Here is a 14383-nt window from a genome sequence, read left to right on the forward strand (position 1 = left end):
GTTCGCAGTGTCCCCACACTGCCTTCAGCGCGCTCGCCACTCCCCCAAACGCCCCCGCAAACGGGCCGCGCACTGGCTGTGTAACTGGCTGACCCGCGATTCACTGACGCCAAGGACTTCACCGATTTCCTTGAGGTTCAGCTCTTCGTCGTAGTACAGCGCCAACACCAGTCGCTCACGCTCCGGCAAATTGGCAATCGCGTCCGCCAGCGCCGCCTGGAAGCGTTCATCTTCCAGATCGCGTGACGGCTCAAGATGAGCACTCGCGCCATCCTCGTGCAGCCCTTCGTGTTCGCCGTCCTGCAACAGATCGTCGAAACTGAACAGGCGACTGCCCAAGGTGTCATTCAAAATCCCGTAGTAATCGTCGAGACTCAATTGGAGTTCGGCCGCAACTTCGTGATCTTTAGCATCACGGCCGGTTTTAGCTTCAATTGAGCGAATTGCGTCGCTGACCATCCGGGTATTGCGGTGAACCGAGCGTGGCGCCCAATCCCCTTTGCGCACTTCGTCGAGCATCGCGCCGCGGATTCGAATGCCCGCGTACGTTTCGAAACTGGCGCCTTTGCTGGCGTCGTATTTGGTCGAGACTTCAAGCAGGCCGATCATCCCGGCCTGGATCAGGTCTTCAACCTGCACACTTGCCGGCAACCGCGCCAGCAAGTGATAGGCAATGCGTTTGACCAGCGGCGCGTAACGCTCGATCAGTTCGTACTGAGCGTCGCGTGCCGACTTCTTGTAGTAATTCATACCGCTAGCGGTCATAGCACGGGCCCTGCCGTTTGCTGCACGAGGCGCTCGACAAAAAACTCAAGGTGGCCGCGCGGGTTGGCGGGCAGCGGCCAGGTGTCGACCTTTTGCGCGATGGCCTTGAACGCCAGCGCGCACTTGGAACGCGGGAAGGCTTCATAGACAGCGCGCTGCTTCTGCACCGCTTTGCGCACGCTTTCGTCGTAAGGGACGGCGCCGACGTATTGTAAGGCGACGTCGAGGAAGCGATCCGTGACCTTGGTCAACTTGGCGAACAGGTTGCGACCTTCTTGCGGGCTCTGCGCCATGTTGGCGAGGACGCGGAAGCGGTTCATGCCGTAATCGCGGTTGAGCAGTTTGATCAGTGCGTAAGCGTCAGTGATCGAGGTCGGCTCATCGCAGACCACCAGCAACACTTCCTGCGCTGCGCGAACGAAACTGACTACCGAGTCACCAATACCTGCAGCGGTGTCGATCACCAGAACGTCGAGATTGTCGCCGATGTCACTGAAGGCCTGAATCAGGCCGGCGTGTTGCGCCGGGCTCAGATGAACCATGCTCTGCGTGCCGGACGCGGCCGGTACGATGCGGATCCCGCCGGGACCCTGCAACAGTACGTCGCGCAGCTCACAGCGGCCTTCAATGACATCGGCCAGAGTGCGTTTGGGTGTCAGGCCCAGCAGAACGTCGACGTTCGCCAGTCCCAGATCGGCGTCCAGCAGCATGACCCGACGGCCAAGCTCTGCCAGCGCCAGAGACAAGTTCACTGACACGTTAGTTTTGCCGACGCCACCTTTGCCGCCGGTCACCGCGATCACCTGTACGGGATGCATGCTGCCCATGTTATTTCTTTACCTTGTCTTGCATAGACGGAGGCCACATTACTGGCTGCGCGTTCACAAACGGAACAATGCATGGCAGACCATCGATGTAGGTACAAAAACTGTTCATGAATACCTCAGCCTACCTGCTTGGTGGGGCTGTGGTAGATATCAGCGAACATGTCAGCCATGGCTTCTTCGCTGGGTTCTTCCTGCATTTGCACGCTGACGGCGCGGCTGACCAGTTGATGACGACGCGGCAGATGCAAATCATCCGGAATCCGTGGGCCATCGGTCAGGTACGCGACCGGCAATTCATGACTGATCGCCAGGCTTAACACTTCGCCAAGGCTGGCCGTTTCATCCAGTTTAGTCAGGATGCACCCGGCGAGCCCGCAACGCTTGTAACTGTGATAAGCGGCGGTTAGAACCTGTTTCTGGCTGGTGGTTGCCAAGACCAGATAATTTTTTGAACGGATGCCACGCCCGGCGAGGCTTTCGAGCTGCATGCGCAGGGCCGGATCGCTGGCTTGCAGGCCGGCGGTATCGATCAGCACCACGCGTTTGCGCAGCAATGGATCCAGCGCCTGCACCAGCGACTGGCCCGGATCAACGTGGGTCACCGGCACATTGAGAATGCGGCCCAGGGTCTTCAGTTGTTCCTGCGCGCCGATGCGGAAGCTGTCCATGCTCACCAGCGCAACATTCTGCGCGCCGTATTTCAGCACATAACGTGCGGCCAGTTTCGCCAGCGTGGTGGTCTTGCCCATGCCGGCAGGGCCGACCATGGCGATCACACCGCCCTCTTCCAGCGGCTCGACTTCCGGCACGGCAATCATTCGCGCCAGATGCGCGAGCAGCATGCGCCAGGCCTGACGCGGCTCTTCGATATCGCTGATCATCGACAGCAGATCACGCGACAGCGGGCCAGACAGACCGATGCGTTGCAGACGGCGATACAGATTGGCTTGCGCCGGACGGCTGCCCTGCAGTTGATTCCAGGCCAGTGTGCCGAGCTGCACTTCCATCAGCTCGCGCAGGCTGTTCAATTCAAAACGCATCGAATCCAGGGCGCGTGGATCGACGCCGCCGGAGGACTGCGCCGGTGCCGGGGCTGGACGCGCTGGCGCGGCGTAGGTCGGCTCGGTCAGCGGTTCAGCGGCGGTCAACGGCAGGCCAGCGGTGAGTGGCAGGCCGGCAAAGATCTGGCGATTGCTATTGCCATCGGCTTCGCCACGCAGGCTCAGCTCGGCCTGGGCGGTGACGATGCGCGACTGGGTCTTGCGCAGCTCGTCTTCGAGCTCCATGTTCGGAACCCGTGGCGCCAGCGCCGACAATTTGTAATCGAGCGCAGCCGTCAGCTCGACACCGCCGGCAATGCGGCGGTTGCCAATGATGGCGGCATCTGCGCCCAGCTCATCACGAACCAGCTTCATGGCCTGACGCATATCGGCGGCGAAAAAACGCTTAACTTGCATGAACCACTACCTCAGCCGTTGGGCCCTACTGTCGCAACAATTGTCACTTGCTTGTTGTCCGGTATTTCCTGGTAGGCCAGCACGTGCAATCCAGGGACTGCGAGGCGGCCAAAGCGCGAGAGCATCGCGCGCACCGGGCCTGCTACCAACAGGATCACCGGCTGACCTTGCATCTCCTGACGCTGCGCCGCTTCGATGAGCGAACGTTGCAGCTTCTCGGCCATGCTTGGCTCCAGCAGAACGCCCTCTTCCGAGCCTTGTCCTGCCTTCTGCAGACTATTGAGCAATATCTGTTCCAACCTTGGTTCCAGGGTGATCACAGGCAGCTCGGACTCAGTGCCTACAATGCTTTGGACGATGGCGCGCGATACGCCAACCCGCACCGCAGCCACCAGCGCGGCGGTATCTTGACTCTTGGCCGCGTTGTTGGCGATGGCTTCGGCAATACTGCGGATGTCACGCACCGGCACGTGTTCGGCCAACAGCGCTTGCAATACTTTAAGCAGTTGCGACAACGAGACCACGCCCGGCACCAGCTCTTCAGCCAGTTTCGGCGAGCTTTTGGCCAGCAATTGCATGAGTTGCTGCACTTCCTCGTGGCCGATCAGCTCACTGGAGTGTTTGTACAGAATCTGGTTCAAGTGCGTCGCGACCACGGTGCTGGCGTCGACCACGGTGTATCCGAGAGACTGCGCCTGCGCACGCTGGCTGATTTCGATCCACACCGCTTCCAGCCCGAAAGCCGGATCTTTGGCGTTTATGCCGTTAAGCGTGCCGTATACCTGCCCCGGGTTGATCGCCAGTTCGCGATCCGGGTAGATCTCGGCTTCGGCGAGGATCACGCCCATCAGGGTCAAACGGTAGGCGCTTGGCGCCAGGTCGAGGTTGTCGCGGATATGCACGGTCGGCATCAGGAAGCCCAGATCCTGCGAGAGCTTCTTGCGCACGCCCTTGATCCGCGCCAGCAATTGACCACCCTGATTGCGATCCACCAGCGGGATCAAGCGGTAGCCGACTTCCAGACCAATCATGTCGATCGGTGTCACGTCATCCCAGCCCAGCTCCTTGGTTTCCATGGCGCGGGCCGGCGACGGCAGCAGCTCCTGCTGGCGTTTGACCTCTTGCAGCGCTTCAACCTTGGCGACGTTCTGCTTCTTCCAGAACAAGTACGCGCCGCCAGCGGCCAGTGCGGCCATGCTGAGGAACGAGAAGTGCGGCATGCCCGGCACCAGGCCCATCACCGCCATCAAACCGGCCGCCACCGCCAGCGCTTTTGGCGAGGCGAACATCTGGCGATTGATCTGTTTGCCCATGTCTTCCGAACCGGAAGCACGGGTCACCATGATCGCCGCAGCTGTAGATAACAACAGTGATGGCAATTGCGCCACTAAACCGTCACCGATGGTCAGCAAGGCGTAAACCCGGCCGGCATCGCCGAAGCTCATGTTGTGCTGGAAGATACCGACGGCCATACCGCCGATGAGGTTAATGAACAGAATCAGCAGGCCGGCGATGGCGTCACCGCGCACGAACTTGCTGGCACCGTCCATCGAACCGTAGAACTCAGCCTCTTGGGCGACTTCCTGACGGCGCATCTTCGCCTGGTTCTGGTCGATCAAACCGGCGTTGAGGTCGGCGTCGATCGCCATTTGTTTGCCGGGCATCGCGTCGAGGGTGAAGCGCGCGCTCACCTCGGAGATCCGCCCGGCACCCTTGGTCACCACGACGAAGTTGATGATCATCAGGATCGCAAACACCACGATACCGACCACATAGTTACCGCCGATCACCACCTCACCGAAGGCCTGAATCACCTTACCGGCCGCGGCGTGGCCGTCCTGACCGTGGAGCATCACCACCCGCGTGGAAGCCACGTTCAACGCCAGCCGCATCAACGTCGCGACCAGCAGAATCGTCGGGAACACCGCAAAATCCAGCGGCCGCAGCGCGTACACGCAGACCAGCAGCACGACGATCGACAACGCAATGTTGAACGTGAAAAACACGTCGAGCAGGAACGGCGGGATCGGCAACATCATCATTGCCAACATGACCAGCAGCAACAACGGCACGCCCAGATTGCCTCGCGAGAGGTCATTCAGGTTTGTGCGGGCACTGTTGATTAACTGAGAGCGATCCACCGGTTTTCCCCGTTCCTTTAAAGCAAACTTTTGACGCCCAGAGCAGGCGCACGGCGGCTATTGCAAGAAGCCTTCCAACTTTTGCACAGACAAAAAAGATCGCAGCCCGACGCGCGCCCTGTAGGAGCTGCCGAAGGCTGCGATCTTTTGATCTGGCTTTTTGAAAGTCAAAAGATCGCAGCCTTCGGCAGCTCCTACAGGAAGGTATTCAATTTCAGGCACAAAAAAACCGCCACCCCGTTCAATCGGGGCGGCGGTTTTTTATTTCGTCACGGTGCCAGCTTAAGGAAATGCCGGACTCAACCAGCCTCGTGAATCAGCTCCGCGCCAATATCACCAAACGCTAACTCGCGCCCAATCACATACTGCGTGCCGGTATACATCGGTTTCCCCTCCACCGACACCAACGGCTCCTTGCCATACATCAGCACGACTTTGGTCTCGGGTGACTTGAGCCCTGAAAAAATCGGCTCACCTAACAGCAAATTCAGTTGCCACTGAAAATAGATGATCGGCAGATCGCTGATCCGGATCTGCCGACCACCGTCCAATCGAAAATCCCTCCGTGCCGTCACGTGCAACTGCCCGTCAATCACCTCGAAGACCGGCACGCCATAACGATTTTCCAGCCCTCCCGTTGACCACTCCGACATGTAGTACTCCGTGCGGGTGAAAACCTTGAACAGCGCCTCATTCGTGGAGATATTGCCAGCCGCGCCCAATAAATAGTTGTACGCGTAGTGAGAACCCAAGCCTTCCAGCTCAGGCCGGATCGCATTGAGCGGGTGATGCAGAAAGTTAGAAATGTGCTGATTCGCGGCAACTATGAAGTGAAGAAAATCGAGACTCAGTTTGAATTTGGCCGAGTAGCCAATCGTCTTTTCACTTACATTCTCGTCAAGCCGTGCCGAGACGAACTCCAGCTTCATTCCCGGAAGATGTTTGTATACGCGCTCTGCCATCATGACTCTCCCTGAACAGATCCGAATATCTCGAACGCTGCCAGGCCCCCTGCCCAAGCGCATCCACGGCGAGACCTCCAACGGGAACATTCCCGACGACATGAGAGCGCCTGAAATTCAAAGGCGTCTACTGTCAGAACTGTCAGGTATCACAGGTTTCCAGACGGAAGGTTCATTCCACCCTCTGTAGGAGCAAAGCTTGCTCGCAAAAGCGGTGTGTCAACCGATGAAAGCGTTGAATATGCCGATGCCTTCGCGAGCAAGCTTTGCTCCTACAAATTGGGGCAAGCCACAAAATATGTGATCACCACAAAACCGTAGGAGCAGAGCTTGCTCGCGAAGGGGCCGTCATTGCCTGCAGAAACCGCACGATGTACGCCGTGACCGCCGACTTCAAAAACGAAGAATTATTGGCCAACGCCTGCGAAACCCTCGCCTCCGCCAGAACCATCGCCAATGACTTCGCCAACCTCATACCCGCATCACAACGCAGAACACTGCAGGGCATTGCGCAACTGATCATGCTCGGCGAGTTGGCGGTGAATCGGGCGCTGGATAATCTGGAATTGCCGCAGTAGCAGCCCCCCGGTGATCGTTCCCACGCTCTGCGTGGGAATGCCTCAACGGACGCTCCGCGTTCGGTTCTGGAAGGGACGCAGAGCGTCCCGGGATGCATTGCCACGCGGAGCGTGGGAACGATCAATTGGGGCAAGCCACAAAATATGTGATCACCACAAAACCGTAGGAGCAGAGCTTGCTCGCGAAGGGGCCGTCATTGCCTGTGCCCGATTTCTGTTTTTAAACGGCTATGTTTAAAAGACACCTCCAGACACGCCTCAAAGGCTACACATCCTTGCGCCTTTGCCTACAGCTAAGCCAGAATCGGCCGGCTTGTGCGCTTTGGGTCGGGTCTCTATCGTGGATCCGTCGCTGAAGAATCAGCGATCGGGTTTAGCGACTCGGATCATCTCAGTGCATCAGCGTTCGTGGCTTCGTTGTGGGAATCTTCGCCTGCAATTTCGTTATGGCGGCTGTATGCGGGAGACCTTTGGGTCTACCGGGGTGCCTGTGACCGGTTCGCTAACCTGCGTACAGCTGCCACCTTCATTTGTTTAGCGACAGGGGAAGAGTGGCTCCATAACCTCAGGAGCTTCACCATGATCAAACCAACACCAAACCCACCCGAAACCCATCCCACCTCCCCCTACGAATCCCTCGATTCAACAAAGCTCCACGAAGCCGCCGACCGCGCGCTCGATCACTGCCTCTGCCCCGGTGCCACGCCACCTCCGCACAGAAATCGCAAGATGTACGCCGTGACCGCCGACTTCAAAAACGAAGAACTATTGGCAAACGCCTGCGAAACCCTCGCCTCCGCCAGAACCATCGCCAATGACTTCGCCAACCTCATACCCGCCTCGCAACGCCGGACGCTGCAGGGCATCGCGCAACTGATCATGCTTGGCGAACTGGCGGTGAATCGGGCGCTGGATAATCTGGAGTTGCCGCAGTAGCAATCCACCCGATGATCGTTCCCACGCTCTGCGTGGGAATGCCTCAACGGACGCTCCGCGTTCGGTTTTGGAGGGGACGCAGAGCGTCCCGGGCTGCATTCCCACGCGGAGCGTGGGAACGATCAAAAACCCTCGCCTCGCCAAGAACCTTCGCCAACGACTTCGCCAAGCTCATACCCGCCTCGCAGCGCAGGACGTTGCTGGGTATCGCGCAACTGATCATGCTCGGCGAGTTGGCGGTGAACCGGGTGCTGGATAATCTGCAGGTGCCGCAGTAGCAGGCCACGGTGACAAGGCTTGATTGAAGTGTTGAGCTTGCTGACGTTTTCGGGAGCAAGCCCCTCCCACAGGGATCTCTGCCGACCACAAATCTCCGCCACACCCCAAACCTGTGGAAGCGGGCTTACCCGCTATGTCTGACTCACAGGCAATACATCTCCTCAGGGAAAAAACCCGCCACCCCATTCAATCGGGATGGCGGGTTTTTGTCGTTTCGAAAGGCAAGATCATCGGCAGCCCCTACACCGAACTATGGATCTGCCGAAGGCTGCGATCTTCTGACCTTCGCTCTTGCTCAATGACCACTCGTCGAAAACCCGACCTCACCTGTCAGATCTGACAGGTGTGCTTTTCCCCAATCCCACGTTCAATCACTCCGTCGCCTCAACCATCGACCGGTGTCCGCCGCCATGACCAGACCCCAACACCCACTAGCTCTCAAACCGCTGTACTTTCCCGCGCTGGTCACCCTGAATCCTGCCGAGCATTACGACGGTGGCATTCCCATCCGGGCGGTGGAAGACGATCTGCAAGGCATCATTCCGTCCTGGCTCAACATGAACATCGGCGACAAGGCTGAGGTGTTCTGGGGCAATGCCAATTCGGCGGTCTGGACCAAAACTCTCGAATTCGATAACGAACTTAACCAGGACCTGTCGTTTACCATTCGCAAGGCCCATGTGCTTGACGGCGAGACCAAGCCGGTGTTCTACCGAGTCACCTACAAGAACCAGGCAGAGGAAGACTCCAAACCCTTACTGATCTTGCTGGTCAAGCTCACGCGTCCCGGCGGCTACGATGACATTCCCGGCGATGACGGCCACTCCGATCTCAAGTTTTCCCTCGACCATGACGAGGTCGATGAAACCCTGCCAGCCAAGGGTGTGACGATGCGCATCGTGCCCTACCGCAACCTCACCCGCTACGATCGCATCCTCGCCCGTTGGGGCAGTCAGCAGGTCGCCCATGTCGTCACGCCGGAACAGGCACAGAACCCGGTCAGCCATCCGATCGATGTGGTGTTCAGTCGCGCGGTGATCGAGGCCGCGGGTGATGGTCCGCAAGTGGCGGTGGCTTATCAGGTCATCGATCGCTGCGGTAACCGCCCCGACGAGCGTGCGCCGTGGTCGGCCATTCGCAAAGTGCTGGTTGACCTGGGCGGCAATCGACTGGAAGTGCCATTGGTGCTGGTCAAAGGACTGCCGACCAACAGCATCAACCTCGATCAACTCGGAGATGACGATGTGGAGGTTTTGGTCAACACCCCGGCGACTGACTACAAGGTGGGTGACGAGGTACTCCTGACCTGGACAGGCACCCCGGCGCAAGGTTCGCAAATCATCGTCGGGCCAATTGAGCTGCCCGTCGACTTCGTATCGTTTCCGCTCAAATTCACCATTCCCAATGCCTCAGTGAGGGCCATCGCCAAGGGCAGCGCGTCGGTGGGCTACGCCTGCCGGCGTAACGGTATCGCCGACCGCCCCTCGAAAAACGCCAGCGTCACGGTGATTGGTGACATCAGCCAATTGCGCGCCCCCACCGTGGACGAGGCCCCGGGTGGCACCTTGCCGCCGGAGACAACCTGGGCGACGGTCAACATCCCTTGGTACCCCGGCCGCAACAGCAGCGACCTGATCAATCTGATCTGGCAGGCCCAGACGCCGGGTGGTAGCACCGTCTATTACGAAGACCCGCGCACCGTCGGTAATGTTGCGGAAAACCGGCCCGTCCTGCGTAGCGTGAGCAATGCCGAGATCCAGCGGTTCAACGGACTGAACGTCAAGGTCTTTTATATCGTCACCAACAGCGATGCGCTGTTGTTGAGCGTGCGCGAATCGCTGCCGTTCCCGATGCAGGTCGGTGTGCCCTTGCCAACGTTTGACCGGCCGGAAGTCGAGGAGGCAGACAATGACGTGCTCGATCCCGACAAAGTGCCGCCGACCGGCACCACACTGGTGGTGCCGTACCTGGGCACCCGCGAAAAGGACCGCGTGAGCTGGCGCTGGCGCGGCTCGGCCAGCGGCGGCAGCACCAACGGCCATGTCGACCTGATCCCCATCACCGCCGGCAACCCAGTGCGCATCACCGTGGAAAAGCAATACGTGACAGCCAACCTCAACGGCATGGTCGTGGCCGATTACAGCATCCAGCGGGCGGGGGTGACGCTGGGGAACTCGCGTGAATTGACGTTGCGTATTGGCGCGGCGCTGGATCTGGAAGCGCCGCAGATCAAGGAGGCGAATGGCACTAGCCTCAACCCGTTCGCAGCCAAGGACAGCCTGACCGCTATCGTCGACTACACCGGCATGGACATTGGTGACGACATCATCGTCACCTGGAGCGGTACACCGCCGAACGGTTCGGACACCTCCCCGAGAACATCCGTGATCATGCTGGGGCCACAGTCGATTCCGCTGAAAAACGCGGTTGTGGCCTTCAACCTGGGCAAAGCGGTGACGGTGAGCTACACCGTGACGCGCAGTGGTACGCCTGTGCATTCGAAAGAATTGCCACTGACGGTGCTGGTGATCCCGCAAGAAGATCCGGCATTGGGCAAGCCCTTGATCACGCAAGCCGCGAACAGCGGTGAGGGTCCGGAGTTGGACGTCAACGCATTGGCCGCCGACGCGACCATGCGCATAAGCAATTGGCCATTGATTGCGTTGAAGCAGTACGTCTGGTTACGAGTGGAAGGCACCAACAAAGACGAAAGCAAATATGACGAAACGTTCTTGCAGCCTCCTGATTCGCAGACCAACCAGACGTGGATTAACCAAGGTTTTTACGAGCATGCACTTCCGCTGACCGACTTGCAAAATTTGAAAGATGGCGCGGACCTGACGATGCAGTTCAAGGCCGGGCTGGGTGGTAGCAAGGACGTGGAGGAGGCGGTGAGCTTTCCACTGCGCACGTACACAACCTCTGTATTACCCGAGTTTATTTTTGATCCAGATGATTTAATACTTAATGGCCGATTAATCGCTTTCTCGGGAGCCACTGTTGTTCAATGGCCGACAGGAACGTCAAAACAAAAAACAGCCAAGGGAGGAAAAGCACCGTACACATATGAAATTTCGCCTAAAGGGGTGGCCACAGTAGAGACCCATCTTGGCATTGTTACATCCCTTGCAAACGGAACAGCCACATTAACCGCGCGGGATGCAACCGGAAACGCAAAGAGTTGCAGAGTCATTGTGTCAAATATTCTTCAAGGGCGAATTCTTTACCTGCACAACATAACTGAAGCAGGCAATCAAGGGCGCGTACTTAGTTTGGCGGAACTTATATCAGTAACGCAAATTTATAGAACCTTCCACAACAGTTACTGGGGAGACGGCGCTTATGAAAGTAACTACTGGTCCAGTGATTGGGTGTCAGGTTCCAACTGGCGTATTTTACACTTATTTAATGGAACCGGACCCGGTACCGCAATTTCATACCATAGGATCAGGGCTATTGTTGTTTAATGCACTTTGAGAACTCGTTAGTACCGAGAAATTCTTAAAATACAATTTCACCAGGTTTTGATGTTTCAACTAGCCTGCACCTCCTTGTGCGACTGTATTCCTTGGATTCAGTCTGAAGTAATTTGGCGAGCATAATGCGCTTCATCCTCCCGCTGTTCGTGGTGTTCGATCTAACTGCGGGACTGGGCTTGCTCACTCCCATAGAGATTCAGGGCCATTGTGCAGGGGGGGCGGTTGGCCGCTCTCCCTGACTCCCAATCCTCGCGTCCGTCACGACTCATTCATGATCGAGTTTGACGGCTCGGAAAATCCAGGACATCCATTATTCTCCAATGCGCACTTGCACTCTTGTGCCCGATGCACAGTTCAATGGTGACTTTATGAGAAGGCATCTTCGGGTCACCGGATATCTTGGTTCGCTCCATCAAGCTGCAAACATTGCCTACCATCCGCTTGACGGCGTTGAAGTGGAAGTTCTCTGACGTCCACACGCAGAAACCGCAAGATGTAGGCCGTCACCGCCGACTTCAAAAACGAAGAATTATTGGCCAACGCCTGCGAAACGCTCGCCTCCGCCAGAACCATCGCCAATGACTTCGCCAACCTCATACCCGCCTCGCAACGCAGGACGATGCAGGGTATTGCGCAACTGATAATGCTTGGCGAGCTGGCGGTGAATCGGGCGCTGGATAATCTGGAGTTGCCGCAGTAACAGCACCCCGGTGATCGTTCCCACGCTCTGCGTGGGAATGCCTCAACGGACGCTCCTCGTTCGGTTCTGGAAGGGACGCGGAGCGTCCCGGGCTGTATTCCCACGCGGAGCGTGGGAACGATCAAGAAGTCAGGCAAGAACCTGTGGCGAGGGGATTTAGCGAAACGTCGCACCGCCCCGCTCGGCTGCGCAGCAGTCGTAAATCCTGAGCACGCGGTATTCCTGAAAGATTGAAGTCACAGGTTTTGGGGCTGCTGCGCAGCCCATCGGGGATAAATCCCCTCGCCACAATGATCGCTGTAAGGCCTAGAGTTTCATCGCAGTAAGGTCAAGAATCGCGGCGCAGATCCGGCGGAATCGGCAGGTCATCCTTAAGCGGATCCGGCCGTTTGCCTTTGCCCGCGCGATATTGGCGGATCTGGTAGACGTACGCCAACACCTGCGCCACCGCCAGATACAACCCACCCGGGATTTCCTCGTCGAGCTCAGTCGAGTAGTAAATCGAACGCGCCAACCCTGGCGATTCCAGCAGCATCACGTTATTCGCCACCGCAATCTCACGAATCTTCAACGCCAGGAAGTCGCTACCCTTGGCCAGCAGCAACGGCGCGCCGCCCTTTTCCGAGTCGTATTTGAGCGCGACGGCGTAGTGCGTCGGGTTGGTGATGACCACGTCGGCGTCGGGAATCGCCGCCATCATCCGCCGCTGGGACATTTCGCGCTGGGTCTGGCGGATGCGCTGTTTGACCTCCGGCCGACCTTCCTGATCCTTGTGCTCGTCGCGCACTTCCTGCTTGGTCATCAACAGTTTTTTGTGCGCCTCCCAGAGCTGCACCGGCACGTCGACGGCGGCGATGATGATCAAGCCGCAGGCCAGCCACAACGTGCTCCAGCCGACCAGCGTCACGCTGTGAATAATCGCCGACTCAAGCGGTTCGTGGGCGATGCGCAGCAAATCGTCGACGTCGGACATCAACACCATCAACGCCACGAAAAGAGTGATCACAAACTTGGCCAAAGCCTTGAGCAACTCGACCACAGCCTTGAAGGAAAACATGCGTTTGAGGCCGGCGCCCGGGTTCATTCGGCTGAACTTCGGTGCCATGGAGCTGGCCGCGAACAGCCAGCCGCCGAGGGAGATCGGCCCGACCAGCGCGGCAATCAACAGGGTGATCATGATCGGCTGAATCGCCACCAGCGCCATTTTGCCCGACTGCATCATAAAGGCGCCCATGGAGCCCTGATCCATGATCACCTCGCGCGTCAGCGTGAAGTTCAGGCGCATCAGTTCCATCAGGTCTTCGGCCAACATGCCGCCAAACACCAGCAACGCGCCGGCGCCGGCCATCATCACGGCGAGGGTGTTGAGCTCTTTGGAACGGGCAATCTCACCCTTCTCACGGGAGTCCTTTTTCCGTTTCTCCGTGGGGTCTTCTGTTTTGTCCTGACCGCTTTCGCTCTCAGCCATGACTCAGCGCGCCCGTGCCAGTTCGCGTAGCAACTGCAAGGCCTCGGTGGCCAGCGGCTGATACTGATTGAGAATATCCGCCAACCCGACCCAGACAATAAACAGACCGAGCACAAGGGTCAGCGGGAAACCGATGGAGAAAATGTTCAGTTGCGGCGCCGCGCGGGTCATCACGCCGAACGCGATGTTGACCACCAGCAACGCGGTCACCGCCGGCAACACCAGCAGCAACGCGGCGCCAAGTACCCAGCCGAGTTTGCCGGCCAGTTCCCAGTAATGCGCGGTCATCAAACCACTGCCGACCGGCAGCGTGGTGAAGCTTTCGGTGAGGACTTCAAACACCACCAGATGGCCGTTCATCGACAGGAACAGCAAGGTCACCAGCATGGTGAAGAACTGCCCGATCACCGCCACCGAGACGCCGTTGGCCGGGTCGATCATCGAGGCGAAGCCCATGCCCATCTGGATCGCGACGATCTGCCCGGCCACCGCAAACGCCTGAAAGAACAGCTGCAAGGAAAACCCGAGCACAGCGCCGACCAGGATCTGCTCGGCGATCAGCATCAGCCCACTCAGATCCAGCGGACTCACCGCCGGCATCGGCGGCAGACCCGGCGTGATCACCACGGTGATCGCCACGGAAAAATACAGGCGCACACGGCGCGGTATCAGCGTGGTGCCGAACACCGGCATGACCATCAACATCGAGGCGACGCGAAACAGCGGCAACATGAACGATGCCACCCAGGAACTGATCTGGGTGTCGGTCAGCTGAAGCAGCGATTGCATGG

Annotated in this window: 10 protein-coding genes and 2 pseudogenes; 5 read left to right on the forward strand and 7 right to left on the reverse strand. The window is 58.4% G+C overall.

Annotated features, from left to right (window positions below):
- Window positions 1-24 precede the first annotated feature (24 nt).
- The 5 genes from fliA to ACP3TY_RS17365 all read right to left on the reverse strand — a co-directional run bounded on the left by fliA (window position 25) and on the right by ACP3TY_RS17365 (window position 6152).
- A complete protein-coding gene (gene fliA / locus ACP3TY_RS17345; protein ID WP_007920004.1) occupies window positions 25-765 on the reverse strand; it encodes an RNA polymerase sigma factor FliA in 741 nt (246 codons plus the stop codon).
- A complete protein-coding gene (fleN, locus tag ACP3TY_RS17350; RefSeq protein WP_003222917.1) occupies window positions 762-1592 on the reverse strand; it encodes a flagellar synthesis regulator FleN in 831 nt (276 codons plus the stop codon). Before fleN ends, fliA begins: the two co-directional genes overlap by 4 nt.
- Window positions 1593-1708: 116 nt before the next feature.
- On the reverse strand, window positions 1709-3049 hold the full coding sequence (gene flhF, locus ACP3TY_RS17355; RefSeq protein ID WP_053118396.1) for a flagellar biosynthesis protein FlhF: 1341 nt from the start codon (window positions 3047-3049) through the stop codon (window positions 1709-1711).
- 11 nt (window positions 3050-3060) lie between these two features.
- The gene (flhA, locus tag ACP3TY_RS17360) at window positions 3061-5190 is read right to left on the reverse strand and encodes a flagellar biosynthesis protein FlhA (RefSeq protein WP_282353828.1); all 2130 of its coding nucleotides are present in this window, start codon (window positions 5188-5190) and stop codon (window positions 3061-3063) included.
- A gap of 299 nt (window positions 5191-5489) precedes the next feature.
- On the reverse strand, window positions 5490-6152 hold the full coding sequence (locus tag ACP3TY_RS17365) for a hypothetical protein (RefSeq protein WP_426618065.1): 663 nt from the start codon (window positions 6150-6152) through the stop codon (window positions 5490-5492).
- A gap of 359 nt (window positions 6153-6511) precedes the next feature.
- Here ACP3TY_RS17365 and ACP3TY_RS17370 point away from each other — a divergent pair.
- The 5 genes and pseudogenes from ACP3TY_RS17370 to ACP3TY_RS17390 form a co-directional block, all read left to right on the forward strand.
- Window positions 6512-6730, forward strand: a pseudogene (locus tag ACP3TY_RS17370) (DUF6124 family protein); the annotation flags it as partial.
- 579 nt (window positions 6731-7309) lie between these two features.
- Window positions 7310-7666: a DUF6124 family protein gene (locus ACP3TY_RS17375; RefSeq protein WP_426618066.1), complete on the forward strand. Its 357-nt coding sequence runs from the start codon at window positions 7310-7312 to the stop codon at window positions 7664-7666.
- A gap of 38 nt (window positions 7667-7704) precedes the next feature.
- Window positions 7705-7944: a DUF6124 family protein gene (locus ACP3TY_RS17380; RefSeq protein ID WP_426620494.1), complete on the forward strand. Its 240-nt coding sequence runs from the start codon at window positions 7705-7707 to the stop codon at window positions 7942-7944.
- A 411-nt stretch (window positions 7945-8355) separates the two neighbouring features.
- Window positions 8356-11412 carry a hypothetical protein gene (locus tag ACP3TY_RS17385; protein ID WP_426618067.1) on the forward strand — a complete coding sequence of 1019 codons (3057 nt, stop codon included), beginning with the start codon at window positions 8356-8358 and terminating at the stop codon, window positions 11410-11412.
- Window positions 11413-11923: 511 nt separating this feature from the next.
- Window positions 11924-12124 (forward strand): annotated as a pseudogene (locus tag ACP3TY_RS17390) (DUF6124 family protein); the annotation flags it as partial.
- 328 nt (window positions 12125-12452) lie between these two features.
- Here the strand turns inward: ACP3TY_RS17390 and flhB are convergent.
- Together flhB and fliR are read right to left on the reverse strand one after the other, a co-directional pair.
- Window positions 12453-13592 carry a flagellar biosynthesis protein FlhB gene (flhB, locus tag ACP3TY_RS17395; RefSeq protein ID WP_159812654.1) on the reverse strand — a complete coding sequence of 380 codons (1140 nt, stop codon included), beginning with the start codon at window positions 13590-13592 and terminating at the stop codon, window positions 12453-12455.
- A 3-nt stretch (window positions 13593-13595) separates the two neighbouring features.
- Window positions 13596-14381 carry a flagellar biosynthetic protein FliR gene (fliR, locus tag ACP3TY_RS17400; RefSeq protein WP_426618068.1) on the reverse strand — a complete coding sequence of 262 codons (786 nt, stop codon included), beginning with the start codon at window positions 14379-14381 and terminating at the stop codon, window positions 13596-13598.
- Window positions 14382-14383: the final 2 nt, after the last annotated feature.

It is taken from the genome of Pseudomonas rustica (assembly GCF_049959085.1).
Taxonomy (GTDB): domain Bacteria; phylum Pseudomonadota; class Gammaproteobacteria; order Pseudomonadales; family Pseudomonadaceae; genus Aquipseudomonas; species Aquipseudomonas rustica.